Origin of the sequence: Idiomarina sp. UBA4520 (assembly GCF_002388365.1) — a bacterium.
GTDB classification, from domain to species: domain Bacteria; phylum Pseudomonadota; class Gammaproteobacteria; order Enterobacterales; family Alteromonadaceae; genus Idiomarina; species Idiomarina zobellii.
In genome coordinates, this window is the sequence record NZ_DGMK01000009.1 from 1 (window position 1) to 19,669 (window position 19,669).

The window sequence follows — 19,669 nt, forward strand, 5'->3', positions numbered from 1 at the left end:
TCGGATTCATCCGAAACATGCACCTTGCTCAGCGAGTATTTTTATTTTGCCATTTCATCAACTCGATATGCTTTATTTCAGCATAACCGAGTTTCTATCTTTATCAAGATAAGCTAACTTTGGTTCTTTATTACTAGGTATTAAACTTTATTACTACGCCACAAAAAAATGTGGTGTGGTAATAAAGCTCCATACTATACTCGGCTAAGTTATTGATTTATTGAATCACATTCGCAGACCTGAATAATAAACAATCATACTAATAAATCGATTAGCCTTTTCTCTTGACTAAAATTTAAGAATAAAGTGTCATACCTACTGGCCTCTACAATCACAGACTAAAAGGCTTGATAATACGATGCTTTATATCAGTATAGCTTGAGGCTGAGAGACCATGTCTTAAGAGGTTATGAATGAAAAGCTTATCTTGCCCTGCCGCTCTATTCTTCCATGGCTCTATCGCTTGGCTAATCCGCTATCTTCACTCAAGGGCCGATGCGCTTTTTTATATCGTGTTAACACTAATCACTTCACTTGTTGTTCACTTTGCTACTTATAAAGGTGTATTTGTAAGATATTGGCCAGAACATCTCAAAGACGATGCAATATTGTCTAGACTTTTTACGGTACCGCTTCTTGCAACCGCCAATATTGCAGTAGCGGCGATTTCTCTTTTCATTGCATCCTTTATTCATAACCCCATGGGGGAGCATTTAAAAAAATAGAAGATACTATTTATAAAAATCAATTAAGCACTCAGAACGATCTTGAAAACCTCAGATTGCATATCCCTGCGTCAAAAGAGGTTACCGTAGTATCAGATTTTTTATTTTGGTTGAAAAGTCAATTTTTCTGAAACTCTTACTTTTAGTGTAATAGAGGCTTCTTTGACGTCAATCGTTTTATTTTATTTATCGAATATATTCTTTTTTTGATAATCAAACTAATTAAAACTATAGTTAATGGCTAGCTAATATGGCTTTCTATTGAACAAAAAAAGTATCAATTCGAGTTAAACCTATAGTTTAATCTATTACCAAAGTTCTCTTTCTGCAGTTTCTATAAAACTTTCTATTACGTCAAACTCGGCATTAGTAAAAGCTATTTTTGCTCCCCCATGTGTCAAGGTCACACCGGAGTCCGTAGAATAAAAACCATAATTAATATTATTTTTATGATTATCATTTCGATCATAATTTTTAATATAATTATTAGCAATCTCAGGATCGATCGGAACGGACCAGCCGCCTGAAGATACGATCAAAAGACCTTCTGAATCAGCTTTAAGGAATACTTTACCTTCATCTCTGTCAAGCTTAATCGTATTCATGAAATACACCTTTTAAAATGATAAGTCTAAATAGATATAAATTACTTCTTAAAACAATACCAATTATGACTACAAAGTTCCGAATTATGACTCATAAACAAATGTTTACTATAGTCATCACTCTCTGTCCCCGAGTCTGGCTTGAACCATTTTTGATGGCATTGGCTAATTAAATCGCTAAAGATAGAAACATGGATCCCTTCATCGTGGTCAACCAAGTGGTCTGCTATAATCATCAAAATTGTAGAATAAAAGTCTAACTGGCTAGTTGGAATTCTTACTGAGCCAAACCCTCGGTTTTTACTCTTTTCAAGACTTACGTTCAATTTATCGTGTATGTCATGAACCAATACAGAGTTGTCCTGTTGAGCATGAAATACAGGATGTGCCGGACTAACTTCCTTATCAAAATCGTAATGAAAACCTATAGGATCTTTAAGATTTAGTTTCTCACTTGGCTTGTTAGGTCGGCAATACAGTACATCCGTTTTGTATTTTGTAAAATAAATATCTTTACCCTTCTTAATTGCGTGCATATGGCCTTTTACATATATATTTATTTTACTCTTACGATCTGACTTGCCCGAGTCTGATACACTTTCAAATTTAGCTAAATCACATATATCACATTTAAAAATACCATCATCAATCTCTTCAATAGACCAAGGAGGTATATGCACGAAGGACCCTATATCTAACTTAGAACACATAGTTAAGATACAATTCGTAAAATGACTATGGTTCTTATCAAGTAGCTTTTGAAATGACATGTAAGTTACTAATTCTTAGATTCTAAGTATGGATGATATAGTTCATACGCTTCTGTAGCAATACGGCTCAAATCAGCACCTCTAGGCATCCAATCCAACGCACCTATAGAGTGTTTTTTACAAACAGGAGCTTCTTTAACCAAACAAAAATATCCCGCTGACTCTCCACACTCGAGACATGCAGATTGCTTGCATTCGATACCTTTCTTAAGAAGAAGTTGATAGCCTGAATCTACCTCTTCATCAATTAAAATATCATCTAAGTCGAATCGCCACCAAAATTCGTATTTTGTTTTCTGAGAGAATGGACCAGTGTATAAAGCTGAGTTAAATTGTTGCTTATTTTCTATGAAATCATCGTAATTAAGATCCAAATATGACGCAGCAGCTTCAGACTTCAAAATGACACCAGGAAATTTCAATACAGAATTATATAGCCAGAATCCTATTAAATAGGCTAACCCTGTTTTAAATTTTAATATAACGGAATCTTCATCAGAATTTTCATTATCTATAGCTTCAAGAAGCTCAACATAGTCACCGTATAAGTTAAAAGACCTCGCATATCCACTAAGAATGGGTTCCATATCGTCTTTATCCAAAATTTCTGTGGCTATGTCTACAATATCTTTTCTAGTATTATCTTCATTAACGAAGTCTTGCTTTTCTAGCTTATTAATTCTTTCTCTAAGTTCTTCAAATCCCAGGTAGATTGAATGAATACGTACAATATCCTCAGGGATTAATTCTATATCCTCGTTCCCCGTCCCTTTAAGGTCTAATTTCGCTGAATATAAATGAGCACGTTGAACGAGCTCTTTTATTCTTTGACGCGGAGTTTGCTTGGACATAACGCGAGAATATCTGCAATGAGGCACCCCAGCAAGCTTACAGGCATCGCTCACTACAGACTCTGATAGCTTTGAGTTATAGCCGCTCAAATCGTGATCGACTACAACTAATTTTATATCAGGGTTATCTGTTAAGTACCGCTCGAATTGCTTCTCAGTTGAATTGTTAGCTCCAACTTTTTCAGATGGCTTCAACAAAGTTTCGCAAACAGAATCGTCGACTTCGACAACTTCTACACTATCTTGTTGTAATTGACGCCGTAAATTACTTACTACTTCGGATCGTTTCTTATTATCGTCGTCAATAACTAAAATTTTATCCATAAAAACCTACTTAACAGGAAGTTCAATTTCAAAGGTAGTTGCAAACCCATTCTCAGGCGAGACCAACTCTATCCTGCCACCGAGCTTTTCGATTATTTGTTTTACTAAGGGCAACCCCAATCCCATTCCACTACCTAATGGGTTATTTTCGTTAGAAGTGGTCGTATACAGTGGGTCCCATATGAGTCTTCTAGTTCCAGGAGGAATACCTGCACCATTATCACTCACTCGAATAAAGTGACTGTTTTTCCGATTCAGAGTCGAGATTTTTATGCATTTATTCTCTTTTGATTCAGATACAAGAGCCTTAAGGGCATTAGTATATAAATTGTGAATGATTCCTTTATAGACAGCCACCGGCATTTTAGGCGCATACACATCTCGGTCTACATCTACCATATCTATATCAATATCGCGTTCTAACCTGAACTTAGAAAACGAATTAACGACATCCTGTATTTGAGGAAAAGCTCTAAAATAGACCTCATTGCTGAAATTGATCGACTCAATAAACGACTCAGTATACTCGGTATAAGCTAAAAAAGCAGACAACGACTCATCAAGCTTTTGTGAGTGGCCAGATAATTCAGGATAGTTAGCTTCGAGAAATTTTACTCGATCTAGAGTTTCCTCTAAAAGATGAAGAGTGCTTTTGAATTCATGCGTCATAAAACCCGCAACCACTCCGAGTAACCCCATATTTACAAAATTTTCACGGGTCTTTCTTTCATGATCTATGAGCTTATCATAGTCATTTCTCAAAGAGCTGTATTTACTTGTTAGTGCTTCCTTGTCCTCTTGGCTCAATGTCGACGTATTTTCGATTAGGTCAATTACCTCGTCTATCTCGTCTTGTGCCCTTTCATAATCTCTTTTTTTTCTTTCTTCCTCTTCATCCAGAGAATATTTTTTATCATGGTATGCGACTAGCTCTATGGAAAATCGGCATATATCATTTAGCTGTTGAAACCCCTCATTTTCTACTAGGCCTTGCCTATCGGTACTAGGAGAAAGAGATTTAATATCGTCAGTTATACGAGCATTGCTAGCCTCAATAAAAACCCCTCCAACTAACTGATGAGTTTCAGGTAAGGCAAGCATTGGGTTGAGTTTAGGACTCGTTCTTTGCTCAGTCGACATTTCATAGTGTTCTTTCATAAAGGGAGAACGCCAATGCCGTTCGCTGCGAGAACTATCCGCATTTAGACTTAACCAGTCATCATCAATCTCTCCGTAAGGAGGTACCTTAAAGCTTTTATCATATACAGCTACACTTGGTGAGTTTCTTATCCATGCTCTAGCCTTGTTCCCGTTAATAGTTCCATTTCGGAGCATACCTTTACGGGAAGGAAAATAATTCACTTGTCCGTATATATCACAACCCATTAAATTCTTTATTGGAATTTTTACTTCATCACATAAACCTTTATCACGATGAAGAACCTTCATAAAAAGATTATTTCCGTTGGTATAGAAGTAGGATCTAAATAGATAACTTTTGAGAACATCGTCCGCGATATTATCTACTTCAGACTTTCTTTTCTCGGTTTTGTCGCCAGGAACTATAAAATTTAAATTGAATTTATCGCTTTCTTCTGATGAAACTTCACGTTTAGATTTATAGGAATGCTTTAGCTTAAAGTCATAAGGTGCGTCAGACAAAAGTGCATCTATCGGCGATACCATTGATAAAGTGCTATCTTTGATTTGCTTAATTTTTTTGTAATCGAATTTGTGTCTGAGGTTTTTTATAACTAAGGTAGTTCCCGCACTATCCTCAACTCGATTATAAAGTCGATAACTAATAATAAGCGAGTCGATCGAGGATTGACTATCTACTTTTTCCCAATTAAATCTAGCAACTATTTTGCTTCTATCACCACATTTATTTTCATAGACCGTGATTAAAAGTAAAGTTTTTCCTAAAAATCTAGTCGCAAACCTTCCAATTCCCTTTGAGCCAGTAATTGTTCTACCAAACACTTTACTTGTAGGTGAGCCTGCTTTATTTCCGGTAGCAATTCGCATCCATTTATTCTTAAAGTCATCCAGACTCATTCCATGTCCGGTGTCTTTCACAACGATTCGGCTATCACTCCACTCAACATTACAGCTTGTTGCATCAGCATCGTATGAATTTTTAATCAATTCGGTCAACGCGACTTCAGAAGAGCTAACAAGCTGCTCTCCTAACTCACGGAGGATTGCACTTTCAACACTGAAACGAATTTCATCGCGATTCATTTAAGTCTGCCTTTTTAGCCAGTCGACTATCACGCTATTCATCTGGTTCACCTCTACCTTTTTTAGCTTATTCGAGTGACTTACTATCTGTCGCTCAAAGTCTACCGCCTTTAAATGATTAATCAAACTATCAATATCATCCTCAGCGACTTGATGAACTCCATGTACTGTACCTATAGCAATGGCACCAATCCTGTTAGTAAGAGTTCTTGGTCCAAACTTTGTAAATCCGGAGTTGTACAATATAGAAGGGGATGGATGAGGACTATATCTCCACCACGGCGATTGCTTCCGGCAAGTATAGGTATCTATAAGCTCCTCAGGAACTGAATCAAAATAGCGTTGAAGATTTTTTGAAGGTGAAGAGGACGGAGAAACAAGCCAGCACTTCTGATCGCCCAAAACGTAATATTTAAAAAAATTATTCTCATCTAAAGAGTCGATGTTAGGCGGCAAAGTCTTCATTTGGGTAATGCAGGGAAAGACATCAAATCCCACTTTCAAGCCAAACTGCTTTCTTATTTTTTCTGTCAGACAGAAAACAGTCTGTGAACCCGGACTAAGGCCTCGTTGAGCAAAAATTTCTTTATCTCGTTTTGTATAAGAAAGAAGTCTCTCATCACTCCCTGTTACCGACTCAGCTTCCTTAATTTTTAAATCTTCCGATACTTTAAAAAACCTCCAACGGCATGAGCTCGTAGATTTATCAATTATTGAAAGGCTTGCTGTTGTTAAAACCTTTGAATCAGTAAAGATATTTGACTCAAATCGATACACGTCAACTGACCAACCTTTCTTCTCTATTGCGTTACGTAAAAAGGCTGCAGAAGGTCGTGATACCCATTCGTACGGAACTACTTGAGCACAAAGTCCGTCATCTGCAGTACTCAAGAGTGCTTGGCACATAAAATAAACAAATCCATTAGCTCGCTTATCGAACTTTTCGTCCAGCGCACGACCAAGTATGCCCGATAACTCTAGCTTCCACTTCGGAGACAAATCGTGGTGTCGAACATAAGGAGGGTTACCGATAGCCAAATCGAAATCGCCCCCAAAATCCTCACCAAAAAAAGCACATTGGTTCAAAATCCTTTTGCGATTTTCGTTTTGAAAATCGCCAAGCCGTTTACTATCTACTTCGATCCCGAGATAACTATCATATACGTCTGATCTCGAAAAATTTCCCGAGCCGGCACCTAAGTCCAAAACTGAACGGATATCCCTTCGATACTCTTTCACCAATTTCCAAACAAATTCGACAATTTTATCTGGCGTATCAATTTGACACCTTGATAAATAGTTATCCATAAATTGGTTACTTTCAGGATTTACAGTCATCTTTGCACTTTGCCCAGTATTTACATAGATATAATGTAACCTTTTGAGTCGACGTCCACAATCCCCATAGGTACTATTTACCCGAAGAAATTAGCTTTTCTTAATGTACGAGAGAGAAGTTAATCGATATAGCTTTTCTGTTCACTAGTTATTCATTACCACTCATACTCTGGCTAACAAATGGCGGCAAACATTATTAGCCCACCTCCTTACATTTTCTTGCCGTATTGAACCCGCTTTTTCAGACGCTTGATGTACTATAAAAAAATGATTGTCTTTACCAAACCCACTATCAAAATAATCCTTTGGCCAACTCAACGACTTTTTGAGTAGCTTTATCTCAATCTCGGATAGGTGTTCAACTACTGCTTTCGCAGAAGAAGCCATAACCACCTTTGTTGATAATGACTTTGCAGCATCCGAGGTATCAACCTCCATAAGGTAGAATTGGTGACCACTGACAGTCACCCTGGCCAACATCCAACACCTTGGCGCTAAGTCATCCCGCATTAGGTGCATTTTGCATCGACCAACAGATGGCAGCTTTCTAAAGGCTAGACGCTCAACTCTGCAGTTATGATTAGTAACCAAGTAGTTCAGCATTTTTGAAAAGCTTTCAAACTTACTATCGTACAAGTGCATATCATCAGTATTTTCGTCTAAACCATCCCATTCAGCACTAGGCAACTCACCCATAGGAGATTGTTCTTCTGTACTAACTAGACTGGATGCTTCGCTTCCGTCAGAATTGTCGCTGGAACCAACCTTTTTCCTTTTTCTTGCCGTTTTATGAGTATTTACCGCCTTTGCAAATTCAACTTTCGTTTTGACTCCATCAATTTGCACCGGATCATTTTCACCACTGGAGTCTTGATCCTCATCTACTTCATGATTAGGCGGTCGGTAATCTCCACCACGGGCACCCCTTCCACCACTCAGCTCAGGCACATAGAATTTGGGACTAAAGAACTCAACGTCACTAGGCACACCTGTCGGAATACCTGTTAATTCAGTGATTTCATAAACCAACAAGGTATTAGTTTCTGTATCTAAATTTCCGCGAACTTTTAAATTAACTCCTTGAAGGGGAGGAGGCTCAAACTCAAAGTTCCAAATCCTGTATGAGCCTCGGTTAAAGCCAGACTCTAGCTGCGCCTTACTGATACTTTCGTAGGAGAGCCGAGCATCGTTATCTAAGAGAAGCCAAGCTAAGTAACGCCGGTAACCGGGATCTGAAAATACGTTATCGGGGCAGGTGCTATTTGGGAGCACAGTAATGACGGCATGCTCTGAATTAGTCGCATCATGCTCTACTGAAAACTCATTCTGCAGTATTCCGTGCTCCATACACGCACGAGAGAAGTAGGCATTATGAAAAAATAACGCCCTGGCTAATTCAAACTGCGGTAAATACACTGTCATGCCATCAGGTAAGGTTTTAACGAAACAACGAGACTTCCGCTCCTTTGGCAAATCTCGCTCTTTCGCAGGGCAGTCTTCTAGATTGCTTACTTCCCATTTTTGTAAGTTATCGACGGTGAACTCTATCTCAGAACCTTGTTTCCGAAATGGTCGCGTGGGATTAATAACATTTTTTCTGACTAGAATTGGGGCTTGAGACAATAGAACACTATCGTTGCCTCTCGTTTTTCTTGGGTAAATACTTAGATTAATCCCCCATTGGCTTCCATCAGTCCGTTTGAACACTGATCCAATACCATTTATCCAGGTGTTATCTTCAAACCCACCGAGCCTATCCATCGCTTACAACCCCATTACCTCAGAAAGAAACTCTCTTGCTTCTTCCGTTAAGCGCTCTTCACTAAGCCCAGCGCTACGCAAAACATCCCATCGTTTAAGGTGTTCACTTTGTTTATGCCGCTCAATCGCCACGTGTGTTATGCGGCGGATCTGATAGTCCGCAATCGTTTCCGTGTATCTACTTAGAAACAGCTTACACAGGGGAAGCTTATATAAGTTTTTTTCCACCTTTGACTTATGATCCAACTGGTTAAAGTACCAGTTTCTTGATCTCCTAGGGCTCTCCAGCTTTATTTCAAAGCAGTCACGAATGGATATCAGAGCCTTTAACAAGCCGCGATCAAATGAGCTCCAATTCACTCGTGTAGACAGTGCTGACCTTTTACACATCAACTTTGCATTAAGCGACAATAACCAAGCTCTATCGTGGCGATACAGCCAAGTATAGTCTCCTCCGGCACCTTCAAGGCGAGCCCTTTTCGTCCCTTTATTCTTTATCGCTTTAAGCCAAACTCTGCGCCGTTTAAGTATTGTTAACTTATCAGCCTGGAGCATAAGGCTGTGAGTAACTGACTTTTCCGGCTCATATGATTTGACGTCTTTAATGACGTCATTTAACGCAATCGTATCTCCGAGAAATGCATGTAATACAACAAGGTGCTCAAGGTAACTGAAGCTTTTACGATGTTTTCTAAATAGGCTTCTTAGCCAGCATGTATCAGAGTCTATTAGTTTCAGGCCAACACTTTTCAACCAGCTTTCTGACCAATAGTTAGTGACTTTCCGAGCGACTTCTTCATGCTCTATATTGCAGCCTCTATTGAATCCAAAATCACAAGCAAGAGCTTTATAAAACAACCCCCATTGGATAACTGTTGGTACCGACTGCTCAGGCAGGTTCAAAATCGATGTAATGCTTGAATTCAAGACATTGCTCTGCCTATTCGTTTTGCTTTGCGGCTTACAAGAACATAAGTTTAGGTCTGCGGCCGTATACACATGGCGCTTATAAGAAGTCCGTCTTACTGCTGTTTCCTTTAGCTCCCCATGAATAGGACAGTAATCCATACCCGCAATTTGCCAGTCTCGTCGCCAGAAGCATTCGCCAAATTGATTCCATTGCTGTTCAATGCATTTAGGGCAATATCGTAAGTAGTACGGTTGAGTAATTCGGGATGCGGCGAATCCTGACATGACATGTACCGAATGCACTTTATCGGCTAAAAGCTGCTTTTTCAGTTCTGTTCTTCGTGATTCGCCAATAAACAGAGCGTACAGAGGAAACAATGTATGTTTATAAAGCAAACTCTCAGGTTGAACGTTCAGCTGGCCTGGATATAGTTCCGCTACCTGCTCTAAATGACCGTGTAAGTCAGACGTAGCAATGATTGTGTTCTTCCCAAACACTTCGTGTAAGAGCTCTTTAGGTGAGGTTAAACCGCTGTGGATACCATAACGGGCTATCGTGCTATAGATAAGCTCATCGGGATAAGGAAGCGGAAAACCGAGCATCTATCCCACCTGTTTTAACCTAGCTTCCATATCGAAAATGTCACGGCCTACTGCAAGCTCACCATAAAACTGACTTTTCCGTTGTGAGTATTTAAAGCGTAAATCATCGGATGGAAGGGTGTGCCATTCTTTTGACTTTATTGTTTTTGCCTTCGGTTTGGACTTTTGCACTGCCGTAGGCTCTTGCTCCGTTTTATACCACTCGAGAACGATACGAGTTAACTCCGGCAGCTCAAGCTCAGAATGTTCACTGAAAACTTTCTCAACCAGCGCCGGCAGCAAGTCAGATTCGCAGCCCATCGCCTGGAGCATATTATAAAGCCTTAAAGCTTTTTCATTATTGCCAAACGACACCTCTTTTTTCTTCTCTTCCTGCTCCTGTGCAATTAGGTTTCTGAGTTCAAGTAAGCGCTTATCTATTGAGGGTAAGTGTAAGTCCGAGTATTTCACTATCAAGTCAGCATCATTGCGTCTCAAGGCTTCAAGCATTGGGTGAACAGGAATAAGTTCTTGTTCATAAACTTTTCGAAGTAAGTCTGCGGTAATACGTTCAAGGCCCGTCGCTATTGCCCGCATTTGAGCCAATACAAAAATCTTCACGACGATATCTAAAACGCCTTGTGATAGGTCATACCAACAGTCTCGAACTTCGTCACTGAGCGTTTCATCTCGTCGCTCTAGCCACTGGTACTTCCATAGTTTATTAGTAAAGGCCTCCCATTCGCTCAGCTTTGGCTCTCCCGTTTTAGGGTGGTATCGACGAGTGCCTCGTTGCATTGGTTCCCAAAACAATGAACCAAATCCAGCGCTTCTTCTCCCAGCCTGCAGCTCCATTTCAAAGATCGGCCTGGCTTTTGGTGTTCCAACTAATACAACCGGAACACCGATGACGTTTACCAACGCAACAAAGAACTCAAGCATAGCTTCTTTACTTAAAGTACCTTTCAACCCTAGTCTTTGAATTTCATCGATAACAAGAACACCAATCGCTTTTTGAGTAGCTACTTGCCCCATCAAAGCCAGGAGAACTTCAGGCCCATGACGTTTTCGAACATACTTTTTCTCATAGCCTGTCTGAAGCGTCCGGTCGACTTCACGGAAAAAGTTCAAACATAAGCTTTTAAGAGAACCATCACTCGGGCATTCAATGCGCAGGTAGGGGAGTTGAATAAAATTATAGTCCGGATGGAAAATCACCTCAGGATAAGTAGCGAGTATACGGTTAACTGTGGTGCTTTTCCCTGACCCTGAACAGCCTATCAGGGACAAACATTTAGCCGTTGAATTCGACTGTGAAAAACGAAAGTCACTCGTCGCCCCCTCCATTATGCGCTGATATCCCTCCTGCATTTTTTTGTTAAGGGAGCCATCTGCAGGGTTACGACCAACGTAACCCGCCCGAATCATGATTGACAACTTCTCCTCTAACTGTAAATGCATTGATAGAGGTTGAAAGAAATCATCTAGCAAAGACGCTATGTTATGGGCTCTTTCTTGAGGCTCTGCAAATCGATTTTCTTGGTCGAACCGGACTTTTCCGGTGAGGCTATTTCGAAGTGTTTTGCGATCCATTATCGGAGGCAGAGCTTCAATCAGCGGGTTGCCCTGATAGCGCTCAGGTTTAAGAGGCCTGTAAACCGCTGAAACGTAATTATTGGGTAGCGGCATTAATCGTCATCCTCAAAGAGTTCATCAATATAATCCGGATAATCAAGGTCAGGGCTGCTTTCCTTAAGAGGGATAACATCAGCTGATTTATTACCCGACTGAGCATTTTTAGGTGCTTTGCTTTTACGCTCTAATCTTTTTTCACTAGACCGGTTGTCATTGATAGCTCTTATTCGCTCCGCTTTTGGCCGATCAGAGCGAGCGGGGGAATCAGATACAGTCTGAGAAATCTTATCAAGCACAAATTCTTCATGTTCTCGACGGCTTTCTTTAGCTGCTAACTTTGCTTTTGCAGCAACTTTCTTCTGCTCTTCTTGAAGTTGCCAAACATCCCAAAATGATGAGCCTCGGTATTGACGAGAAATTTCAGTCAGGCTGCACTTCCAGTACTTGTTGCTTCCTTTTTCATAAAAGAGATAAATACTGTCTGCACTCAACGGATCATATGCCGCCATCATCTTTTTAGGTCGTTTCACATCACGACCCCGATGCGTCCAACCTAACCGGACGATCTCTGAAGCAGTATAATACAAGCCAAATAACCCCACACCGCGCTCTGAAAGCGTTACCTCACTCCTGGGAAGCAGTGCAATTTTAAGTGCATCACTATCAGTCTGGCGGAGACGCCCAGTACGATTTTGAATACCCCAGTTCCAAAGGTGAATGGGAGTACTCGGTAAGTCCGTTGGCATATCAACTTCCCGATCGTATTTATCAAGTACCGCAAATTGATTGTGTTGCAGCACTGACGACAAAACAATTTGAGTGAAGTCTGTAATCGTTAGCTTGGCATCAAGACGGTAATCTGAGCCTCCACGCTTTTTCACCAAATTACCGGTTACATAACCAGGCACAAACGGACCAAAAGATTCGTGCATTGTTTTAAAATGCCTTTCGACAATACCTTTGGCTTCGCCTCGATACGGTGGAGTATTTTCTATTCGCATAGAAAAACTACTCTCTAAATTTTCAATCTGATGACCAAGTAATTCCCCTCTATCGGCCAGGAGGGCATCAGGCAAACCAATACATGGCCACTCATCGTCCGTGATATCAAAACCAAGCTCGCGACAATAGTCTGACTTACTGCTTATCGCTACGTGCAATGCCTGAAGCGCAGCGGCGTATGAGGGGTTTTCAAAACCGATATAAAATCCAGCCACCATTCGACTGAATACATCGATAACCATGTAAACAACCGGACGCCCAACGATATTGCCCCTGTCGGAATCAGAAACCAGATAAACATCCGCTATCGTCGCATCAATTTCATAACGAGAGCCGGGTCCCAAAGCTTGCGATGCTGCAGTTCCGTGTAACGGTCGTATATCTTTGCTGTAGTCTTTCTTCGATATCCTTTTTTGCAGCGCTTCCGTTTGATTATATTCTCGTTTATAGAAATGACGCAGCTGCCATAAGCTTGGTAGATTTTCCTCAGCAACATCCGGAAAGTAGTTGTGATACATGGTTTCTAAGCGACGATGTGCATAGGGAAATGAATGCCTCTTGTCGCTTAAAATATACTTATCAATCGCTATCCGAAATAACCGTTCAGTTTGTTCATCAACAATTGCTCCCGTGCCTGGTAAATACTTACGCGGGCGGCCTAATTTTTTTCCTTTGGCGACACGCTTTTTGCCCTTGCCACCAGAATTCTTGTAGTCAGGCAGTAAGGCATTAGGTATTTGTCCCCGTTGCCAATATCTCCGCGCTAGTCGGTAAACCGTCTGCTTTGTCGTACCAAACTCACTAACAATTTTATCAACTACTGGTCCTCGCCTTTTCGGATTATAAAAGTCAGTTAGTTCAATCAAAGGCCTCAACACCGCAAAATTCTTATCCCGTTTATCACGGGCAACGGTTCCCTCGCCCGGCGATTCATATGCAAGGTAGTTATACGGGTCGTCTATACGCTCAAAAGCGTCATCATCAATTGTCTTATAAATTTCGCTGATAAGAATTAACTCGGGCAGTGCTTTTTCATCGTCCAGACTTATCCAGACGAGTTGTTCATCAAGACTTTCGAGAATGCGAAAGCGCTCATCGTGAAACTTAACTACTTCATTGATTCGAAACACGATATGCCTCCTTGATAAAACTTAAGTCAGAGGCACGCAAAGCGCCAACCTTTAACTTCGTTATGGGAGTAAAAATATCAAATTCAAAGTAACGCTTAGCTAAAAGACGCCGAATCTCATACAACGACTCGCCAGCATTTAAACCATAACTGGTATCGAGTTTCTTACACAGTGAAATGATGGTTTGATTGGGATTTTGCGTGAACTGATGTTGATAAAACTCTATCTGCTCAGACGCTAATTCATCATCTTCTTCTGAGCGGCTAGCAGGATATAACCAGTTTACGTTCTTGCTAACTTCCTTGGGTATCTGATGATCGGTTATCAGGTACCAAGGCACACCTTTCTCCATCCAGTACCTGCGCTCCAATTCAAGTTTCTCAACCGTACGCTCATCATCTAGTGCACTCGCATACTTGGCCTGAAATACTAATCTTGGGGTTTCTTCATTTGACGAGTCGACTAGAAAGTCGCTCGACATGAAATGGTCAAAGCCATTTTGTGCTGGATGCTTAATACCTGCATCGGCAGCAAGTTGCTTAGTAAGGGTTCGGTCTAATGGGAACTGTTCACGTACTTGGGTAACATCGGGTAGCCACTCGAGAAGAAGAAAAACTGAGAGCTCTAGATCGGACAGTAAGTGATGGGTTCGTCTGGACTTGTGGCCAAATACTCGATGAACACGGCCAAGGGAGGGCAAATCTCGAACAGTCAGCCAAGGTCGATATTCTTCATTCTGGCCGCTACCGCGCCCTTCCTTTATCCATTTTAAGAAAGTCGCTTCGGAAATTAGGTTCTTCTTCGTTGCCATTACGAACCCCCTGACTTAGACATTAAGTCATACTAGTCAGTGAGTTAATGGTATGCAACTTTACGTTTTAACCTGCTATCAAATCGCTACACAAAAATAGCTTTATTAAGTTTATGAACATGAAAAAACGGATGTGTATTTATTCGAAAATCAAAATAAAACATTGACTTCTGGATGTTTATACAGTAGTGTGGCTCTGATTGGTTTTTTCCGATCAAGGTAGGCTTTTACGTAATTTTAGTAACAGCTTTGAACTATTACTAATAGAAGGAAGAAAAAATGTTTTTCTTAAAACTCTTCTCAATAACGACATACCTATTATAAGGAGGTAAATATGTCTGAAAACGACAGTACTAACGAAAACTCGCGTCAAGCTTTCCGCGTCTACAAATCTCAGGATAAAAATATTGTTGGTAGCAATATTCCTAAAGAACTAGATACTCACCTAGAAACGCCGCGGATTGTATTCGTTCGAGATAAGCATGTCAATAGTAGTTGGCAAAAAGTATTACCAACGGCTAAAAATGACATTACAGCAAAACTTATCGGCTTACAACACTATCCTGAAAATTACCTTTCTTACGACATAGACTTACTTACAAGTCTTGACCGTTCAAGCACGGTAAATGGAAGTGTTATTACTGCAGCAGGCCAAACAGGGAGCATTAATACCCCGTTCATTCTTCATGATCACGATACGCAATACCATGTGGCAGCGTTCGTTAGTAGTGAAGGGCTTTGCCACGTATTAAGTGTATGGCCATTTGATGTATCAGACAACAACGGCCAGGTTCACAATCGTAAACCTGAGTCCGTCATGTCTAAAGTTGAAAGCTTATATGAGGCTTTAGTACTAGCCTAATACGTTGTAAGAAATAGAGCCGCGATGTTCACCGCATCGCGGCTTTTACTTGTTACCTAAAGAACATCTAACTGGTTAGATGTGCTATCAGTACTGTTCTCTTTAGCAATCTGATGTGGGGATAGCTTAAACGTAAACCCTCCAGCGAATGCCATTTCAATAAGGCGATCAATACTAAATTGAGATACGCGCTGATTCTTCAAAAGGCTCACTTGCGCTTGAGTAATTCCTAACGCATTTGCAGCATCTTTTTGCTTCATATTTTTTACTAAACCATAGATAAACATCATCAAGTGTGACTTAAAGTTGGTTTTATAAAGCTCGACACTATCCATTCCCGTCTCAGAAATATGGACGGTTTTGCTACCTTGACGCGTCCGAGACACGTCAAACTTCGCAATATTACTGTGGCTTTCCTTTTTCTCCTGATCTCGTATCTCCGCGCTATCTACCACACATTTACTTGTGCCGTTTTTCATCCTAACTCTCCAATTTCACGCAGTTATTATTTAGCGAGTTTACAGAAGCTGACTCTCGCACTTGCGAGGTAGTAAAATTTACTATTAGCCAGCGACAAAAAAACCAGAGAAAAGTCTCTGGAAGTATTGACAGGTGTAAATATATCACCACTCGAATAAAAAAGCCAAATTTTTTGTTGCCTTTTTATACAATCTTTTGTAAAGACGGAAAATTTTTCTAGAGAGTCTGGAAATTACGAGAAAGAAAGTATCAGGAAAGCATTTAAGGCGGCAGTATTAAGAAGGAAAAAATTAGCAGTGGCGGAGTATCAAACTTTATTCCTAAGTATGATTCTTTATTACTAGGTATGAATCTTTATTACTCCACCACAAAAAAAGGGCCTTTCGGCCCTTCCTTATTCAACAGTAACTGACTTAGCCAGGTTTCTGGGCTGGTCCACATCCGTACCTTTTATCAAGGCCACGTAGTAAGACAGCAGCTGCAGCGGAACGGTGTAAACAATAGGTGCTATCACTTCGTCGCAATGACAAACGTTCAGTACGTTCATTGTGTCATCACTCTTGAAGTGAGCATTTTTGTCGGCAAAAACGTACATCAAACCGCCACGGGCTCGTACTTCTTCCACGTTCGACTTAAGTTTTTCCAGTAAGTCATTATTTGGTGCCACGACAATAACCGGCATTTCTTCGTCAATAAGTGCCAGTGGGCCGTGCTTTAATTCACCCGCCGCATAGGCTTCAGCATGAATGTACGAAATTTCTTTAAGTTTTAACGCGCCTTCCATAGCAATAGGGTATTGATTACCACGGCCCAAGAATAAGCTATGGTCTTTATTCGCAAAGTCCTGAGCCAGCTCTTCAATTTCATCGGCTAATGCCACCGCTTCTTCCAGCTTGGTTGGTAAGGCTTGCAGTGCATGAACAACTGCTTCTTGCTGTTGCTCTGGCATACCTCGGTATTTACCAATACCTAAGGTCAGCATTAATAGACCAGTAAGCTGGGTTGTGAAAGCCTTAGTCGACGCCACACCAATTTCAGCACCGGCGCGCGTCAAAAAGGCCAGGTCCGACTCGCGCACCATAGACGAAGAGCCTACGTTGCAAATGGTGAGGCTGCCTTTATAGCCTAGTTCTTTCGACAAACGCAGTGCCGCCAACGTATCCGCCGTTTCACCACTTTGAGAAATGGTGACCAATAAGCTGTTCGGGTGAACATACGACTTGCGATAACGGAATTCAGACGCTATTTCAATGCTGCATGACACATTCGCCATAGACTCCAGCCAATAGCGGGCAACCATACCGGCATGATAACTGGTGCCACAAGCAACAATTTGCACATGCTCAATGTCTTTTAAAATCTCCGCTGCATTTTCGCCAAAAGCATTATCGAGTACGGTAGTTTCCGACAAACGACCTTCCAGCGTATTACGAACGGCAATTGGCTGTTCATAAATTTCTTTCAACATGAAATGGCGGTACTGGCCTTTACCACCAGCGTCATAGCTGACATCAGACTCGACGACTTCGCGTTCTACTGAATTGCCTTCAGCGTCGTAAATGGCAATATCTGTGCGGTTAATGTCGGCTACATCGCCTTCTTCCAGGTAAATAAACTGACGGGTAACCGGTAATAAGGCCAACTGATCAGAGGCGACAAAGTTTTCACCAATACCAACACCGATAACCAATGGGCTGCCTGAGCGCGCAACGACCAAGCGCTCAGGATGCTTAGTATCCATAACGACAGTGCCATAAGCGCCTTCTAACTGACGAACAGCTGACTTAACCGCATCTAATAAGTCGCCCTTGGTTTTGCGCTCATGATGAATTAAGTGAGCGATTACTTCGGTGTCAGTCTGCGAGTTAAAAACATAGCCTTCGGCTTTAAGCTCTTCTCGCAGGCGCTCATGATTTTCAATAATGCCGTTATGCACTACGGCAATTTCATCCTCAGAACGGTGAGGGTGGGCGTTTGCTTCCGTTACACCACCGTGTGTGGCCCAGCGAGTGTGCGCAATGCCTATAGTACCGTCCAGTGGATTCTGTGCTATCGCATCTTTCAGTTCCTGGACTTTACCGGTTCGTCTGACACTCTTCAATTCGTTATTGGCATCAATGACAGCAACGCCTGCCGAGTCATAGCCTCTGTATTCAAGACGTTTAAGACCTTCCAACAAAATACCGGCGACACGGCGTTCTGATGTTGCACCTACTATACCGCACATAACTTAACTTCCTTTTTTCTGAGGGCGTTGCCAGCCACTGATATTACGCTGTTTTCCACGCGCTACCGCAAGTTCTTCATCGGCCACTTCCCGGGTCACTACCGAGCCGGCCCCAACGGTTGCATTGTTACCTATTTTTACTGGCGCAACCAACGAGCTGTTAGAGCCAATAAACGCACCGTTACCTATTTCCGTCAGGAATTTATTAACACCGTCGTAATTACAGGTAATGGTTCCGGCACCAATATTGGCGTACTCGCCAACTTGAGCGTCGCCCAGATAGGTTAAATGGCTTGCTTTGGAGCCTTTACCTAAGCGACTTTTCTTCATTTCGACAAAGTTTCCGACCTGCGCTTCATCAGCAAGTTCCGCGCCTGGGCGCAAGCGAGCAAACGGGCCAACTTTACAATTGTTCGCTACCGTCGCACCTTCAATGTGTGAATTAGCACGAATCACCGTGTTGTCGCCAATGATTGCGTCTTTAATCACACAGTTAGGCTCTACCGTCACGTTATTACCTATAGTGACATCGCCTTCAATAACCACGTTTATATCAAAAGTTACGTCGTTACCGACAGTAAGTTTACCGCGACAATCAAAACGAGCCGGGTCAATTAGGGTAACGCCCTGTGTCATTAATTCGTCAGCCTGACGACGTTGAAACGCACGCTCCAGCTGCGCTAATTGTTGACGGTTATTCGCTCCTTCAACTTCATAGGTCGCATCGGGTTGCGCAGTAGCAATTGTCACGCCTTGTTCAGCGGCCATAGCAACAATGTCAGTCAGATAATATTCTTTCTGGGCATTGTCGTTACTTAAGTTCTCTAGCCACGCTTTAAGCTCAACACCATCGGCAATCATAATGCCGGTGTTCACTTCCTGAATAGCGAGTTGCTCGGCATTTGCATCTTTTTGCTCGACAATGCCGGTCACTTGTTTATCCGTATTTCTGACGATACGACCGTAACCGTTAGGGTCGTCGAGAGTCATGGTTAGAAGGCCTAACTCTGTCGTCTGGGTGGCCGTTAAAAGCTTAATTAAGGTCGATTCGGTTAATAGCGGCACATCACCGTACAAAATAACGACTTTTTCATCATCTTTTAAGTAAGGGATGACTTGCTGAACTGCGTGTCCCGTGCCCAGTTGTTCGCGTTGCTCAACCCAGGTTAAGTCATCTCCCTGAATTGTGTTCTGTAGCTGCTCACCACCATGGCCGTATATTAGGTTTATTGCTTCAGGCTTTAACGACCGAGCCGTGTCTATTACATGCTCTACCATTGGCTTATTCGCTACTTTATGCAGCACTTTAGGCAAGTCTGAGCGCATTCTGGTTCCTTTACCAGCCGCCAGAATCACAACGCGTAACTTCATAGTCATCGAATCCTTAATAAAACGTTCATAACCCGCATTGTA

General features: G+C 41.5%; 15 protein-coding genes. 2 read left to right on the top strand and 13 right to left on the bottom strand.

The window, feature by feature from the left end; genetic code table 11:
- Window positions 1-413: 413 nt before the first annotated feature.
- Window positions 414-725 (top strand): hypothetical protein, encoded by a 312-nt coding sequence (locus B3850_RS02920; RefSeq protein WP_016341413.1) that lies wholly within the window; start codon window positions 414-416, stop codon window positions 723-725.
- Between the two features lie 308 nt (window positions 726-1,033).
- Here B3850_RS02920 and B3850_RS02925 read toward each other — a convergent pair whose 3' ends face one another.
- The 10 genes from B3850_RS02925 to B3850_RS02970 form a co-directional block, all read right to left on the bottom strand.
- Entirely contained in the window at window positions 1,034-1,330 is a 297-nt protein-coding gene (locus B3850_RS02925; RefSeq protein ID WP_011235827.1) for a hypothetical protein, read from the bottom strand.
- 41 nt (window positions 1,331-1,371) lie between these two features.
- Window positions 1,372-2,010, bottom strand: a complete 639-nt coding sequence (locus tag B3850_RS02930) for a hypothetical protein (RefSeq protein WP_231378600.1) — start codon at window positions 2,008-2,010, stop codon at window positions 1,372-1,374.
- A gap of 98 nt (window positions 2,011-2,108) precedes the next feature.
- On the bottom strand, window positions 2,109-3,275 hold the full coding sequence (locus tag B3850_RS02935; protein ID WP_011235829.1) for a hypothetical protein: 1,167 nt from the start codon (window positions 3,273-3,275) through the stop codon (window positions 2,109-2,111).
- A 6-nt stretch (window positions 3,276-3,281) separates the two neighbouring features.
- On the bottom strand, window positions 3,282-5,519 hold the full coding sequence (locus tag B3850_RS02940; protein WP_011235830.1) for an ATP-binding protein: 2,238 nt from the start codon (window positions 5,517-5,519) through the stop codon (window positions 3,282-3,284).
- Window positions 5,520-6,857 (bottom strand): class I SAM-dependent methyltransferase, encoded by a 1,338-nt coding sequence (locus B3850_RS02945; RefSeq protein ID WP_011235831.1) that lies wholly within the window; start codon window positions 6,855-6,857, stop codon window positions 5,520-5,522.
- A gap of 162 nt (window positions 6,858-7,019) precedes the next feature.
- Window positions 7,020-8,618: a Tn7-like element transposition protein TnsE gene (locus B3850_RS02950; protein WP_016341414.1), complete on the bottom strand. Its 1,599-nt coding sequence runs from the start codon at window positions 8,616-8,618 to the stop codon at window positions 7,020-7,022.
- A 3-nt stretch (window positions 8,619-8,621) separates the two neighbouring features.
- Window positions 8,622-10,130 carry a TnsD family Tn7-like transposition protein gene (locus B3850_RS02955; protein ID WP_011235833.1) on the bottom strand — a complete coding sequence of 503 codons (1,509 nt, stop codon included), beginning with the start codon at window positions 10,128-10,130 and terminating at the stop codon, window positions 8,622-8,624.
- The gene (locus tag B3850_RS02960) at window positions 10,131-11,798 is read right to left on the bottom strand and encodes an AAA family ATPase (protein WP_011235834.1); all 1,668 of its coding nucleotides are present in this window, start codon (window positions 11,796-11,798) and stop codon (window positions 10,131-10,133) included.
- Window positions 11,798-13,876, bottom strand: coding sequence for a Mu transposase C-terminal domain-containing protein (locus B3850_RS02965; protein ID WP_011235835.1), 2,079 nt, complete (start codon window positions 13,874-13,876; stop codon window positions 11,798-11,800). The genes B3850_RS02960 and B3850_RS02965 overlap by 1 nt, the downstream gene beginning before the upstream one ends.
- Window positions 13,860-14,687, bottom strand: coding sequence for a heteromeric transposase endonuclease subunit TnsA (locus B3850_RS02970; RefSeq protein WP_011235836.1), 828 nt, complete (start codon window positions 14,685-14,687; stop codon window positions 13,860-13,862). Before B3850_RS02970 ends, B3850_RS02965 begins: the two co-directional genes overlap by 17 nt.
- Before the next feature lie 334 nt (window positions 14,688-15,021).
- Between B3850_RS02970 and B3850_RS02975 the strand changes: the two genes are divergently transcribed.
- Window positions 15,022-15,549: a hypothetical protein gene (locus B3850_RS02975; protein ID WP_011235837.1), complete on the top strand. Its 528-nt coding sequence runs from the start codon at window positions 15,022-15,024 to the stop codon at window positions 15,547-15,549.
- A gap of 56 nt (window positions 15,550-15,605) precedes the next feature.
- Here B3850_RS02975 and B3850_RS02980 read toward each other — a convergent pair whose 3' ends face one another.
- From B3850_RS02980 to glmU, 3 genes are all read right to left on the bottom strand, one after another.
- Window positions 15,606-16,028 carry a helix-turn-helix domain-containing protein gene (locus B3850_RS02980; protein WP_011235838.1) on the bottom strand — a complete coding sequence of 141 codons (423 nt, stop codon included), beginning with the start codon at window positions 16,026-16,028 and terminating at the stop codon, window positions 15,606-15,608.
- Between the two features lie 395 nt (window positions 16,029-16,423).
- Window positions 16,424-18,256 carry a glutamine--fructose-6-phosphate transaminase (isomerizing) gene (glmS, locus tag B3850_RS02985; protein WP_286911370.1) on the bottom strand — a complete coding sequence of 611 codons (1,833 nt, stop codon included), beginning with the start codon at window positions 18,254-18,256 and terminating at the stop codon, window positions 16,424-16,426.
- 3 nt (window positions 18,257-18,259) lie between these two features.
- Window positions 18,260-19,627 (bottom strand): bifunctional UDP-N-acetylglucosamine diphosphorylase/glucosamine-1-phosphate N-acetyltransferase GlmU, encoded by a 1,368-nt coding sequence (gene glmU, locus B3850_RS02990; RefSeq protein ID WP_286911371.1) that lies wholly within the window; start codon window positions 19,625-19,627, stop codon window positions 18,260-18,262.
- Window positions 19,628-19,669 lie beyond the last annotated feature (42 nt).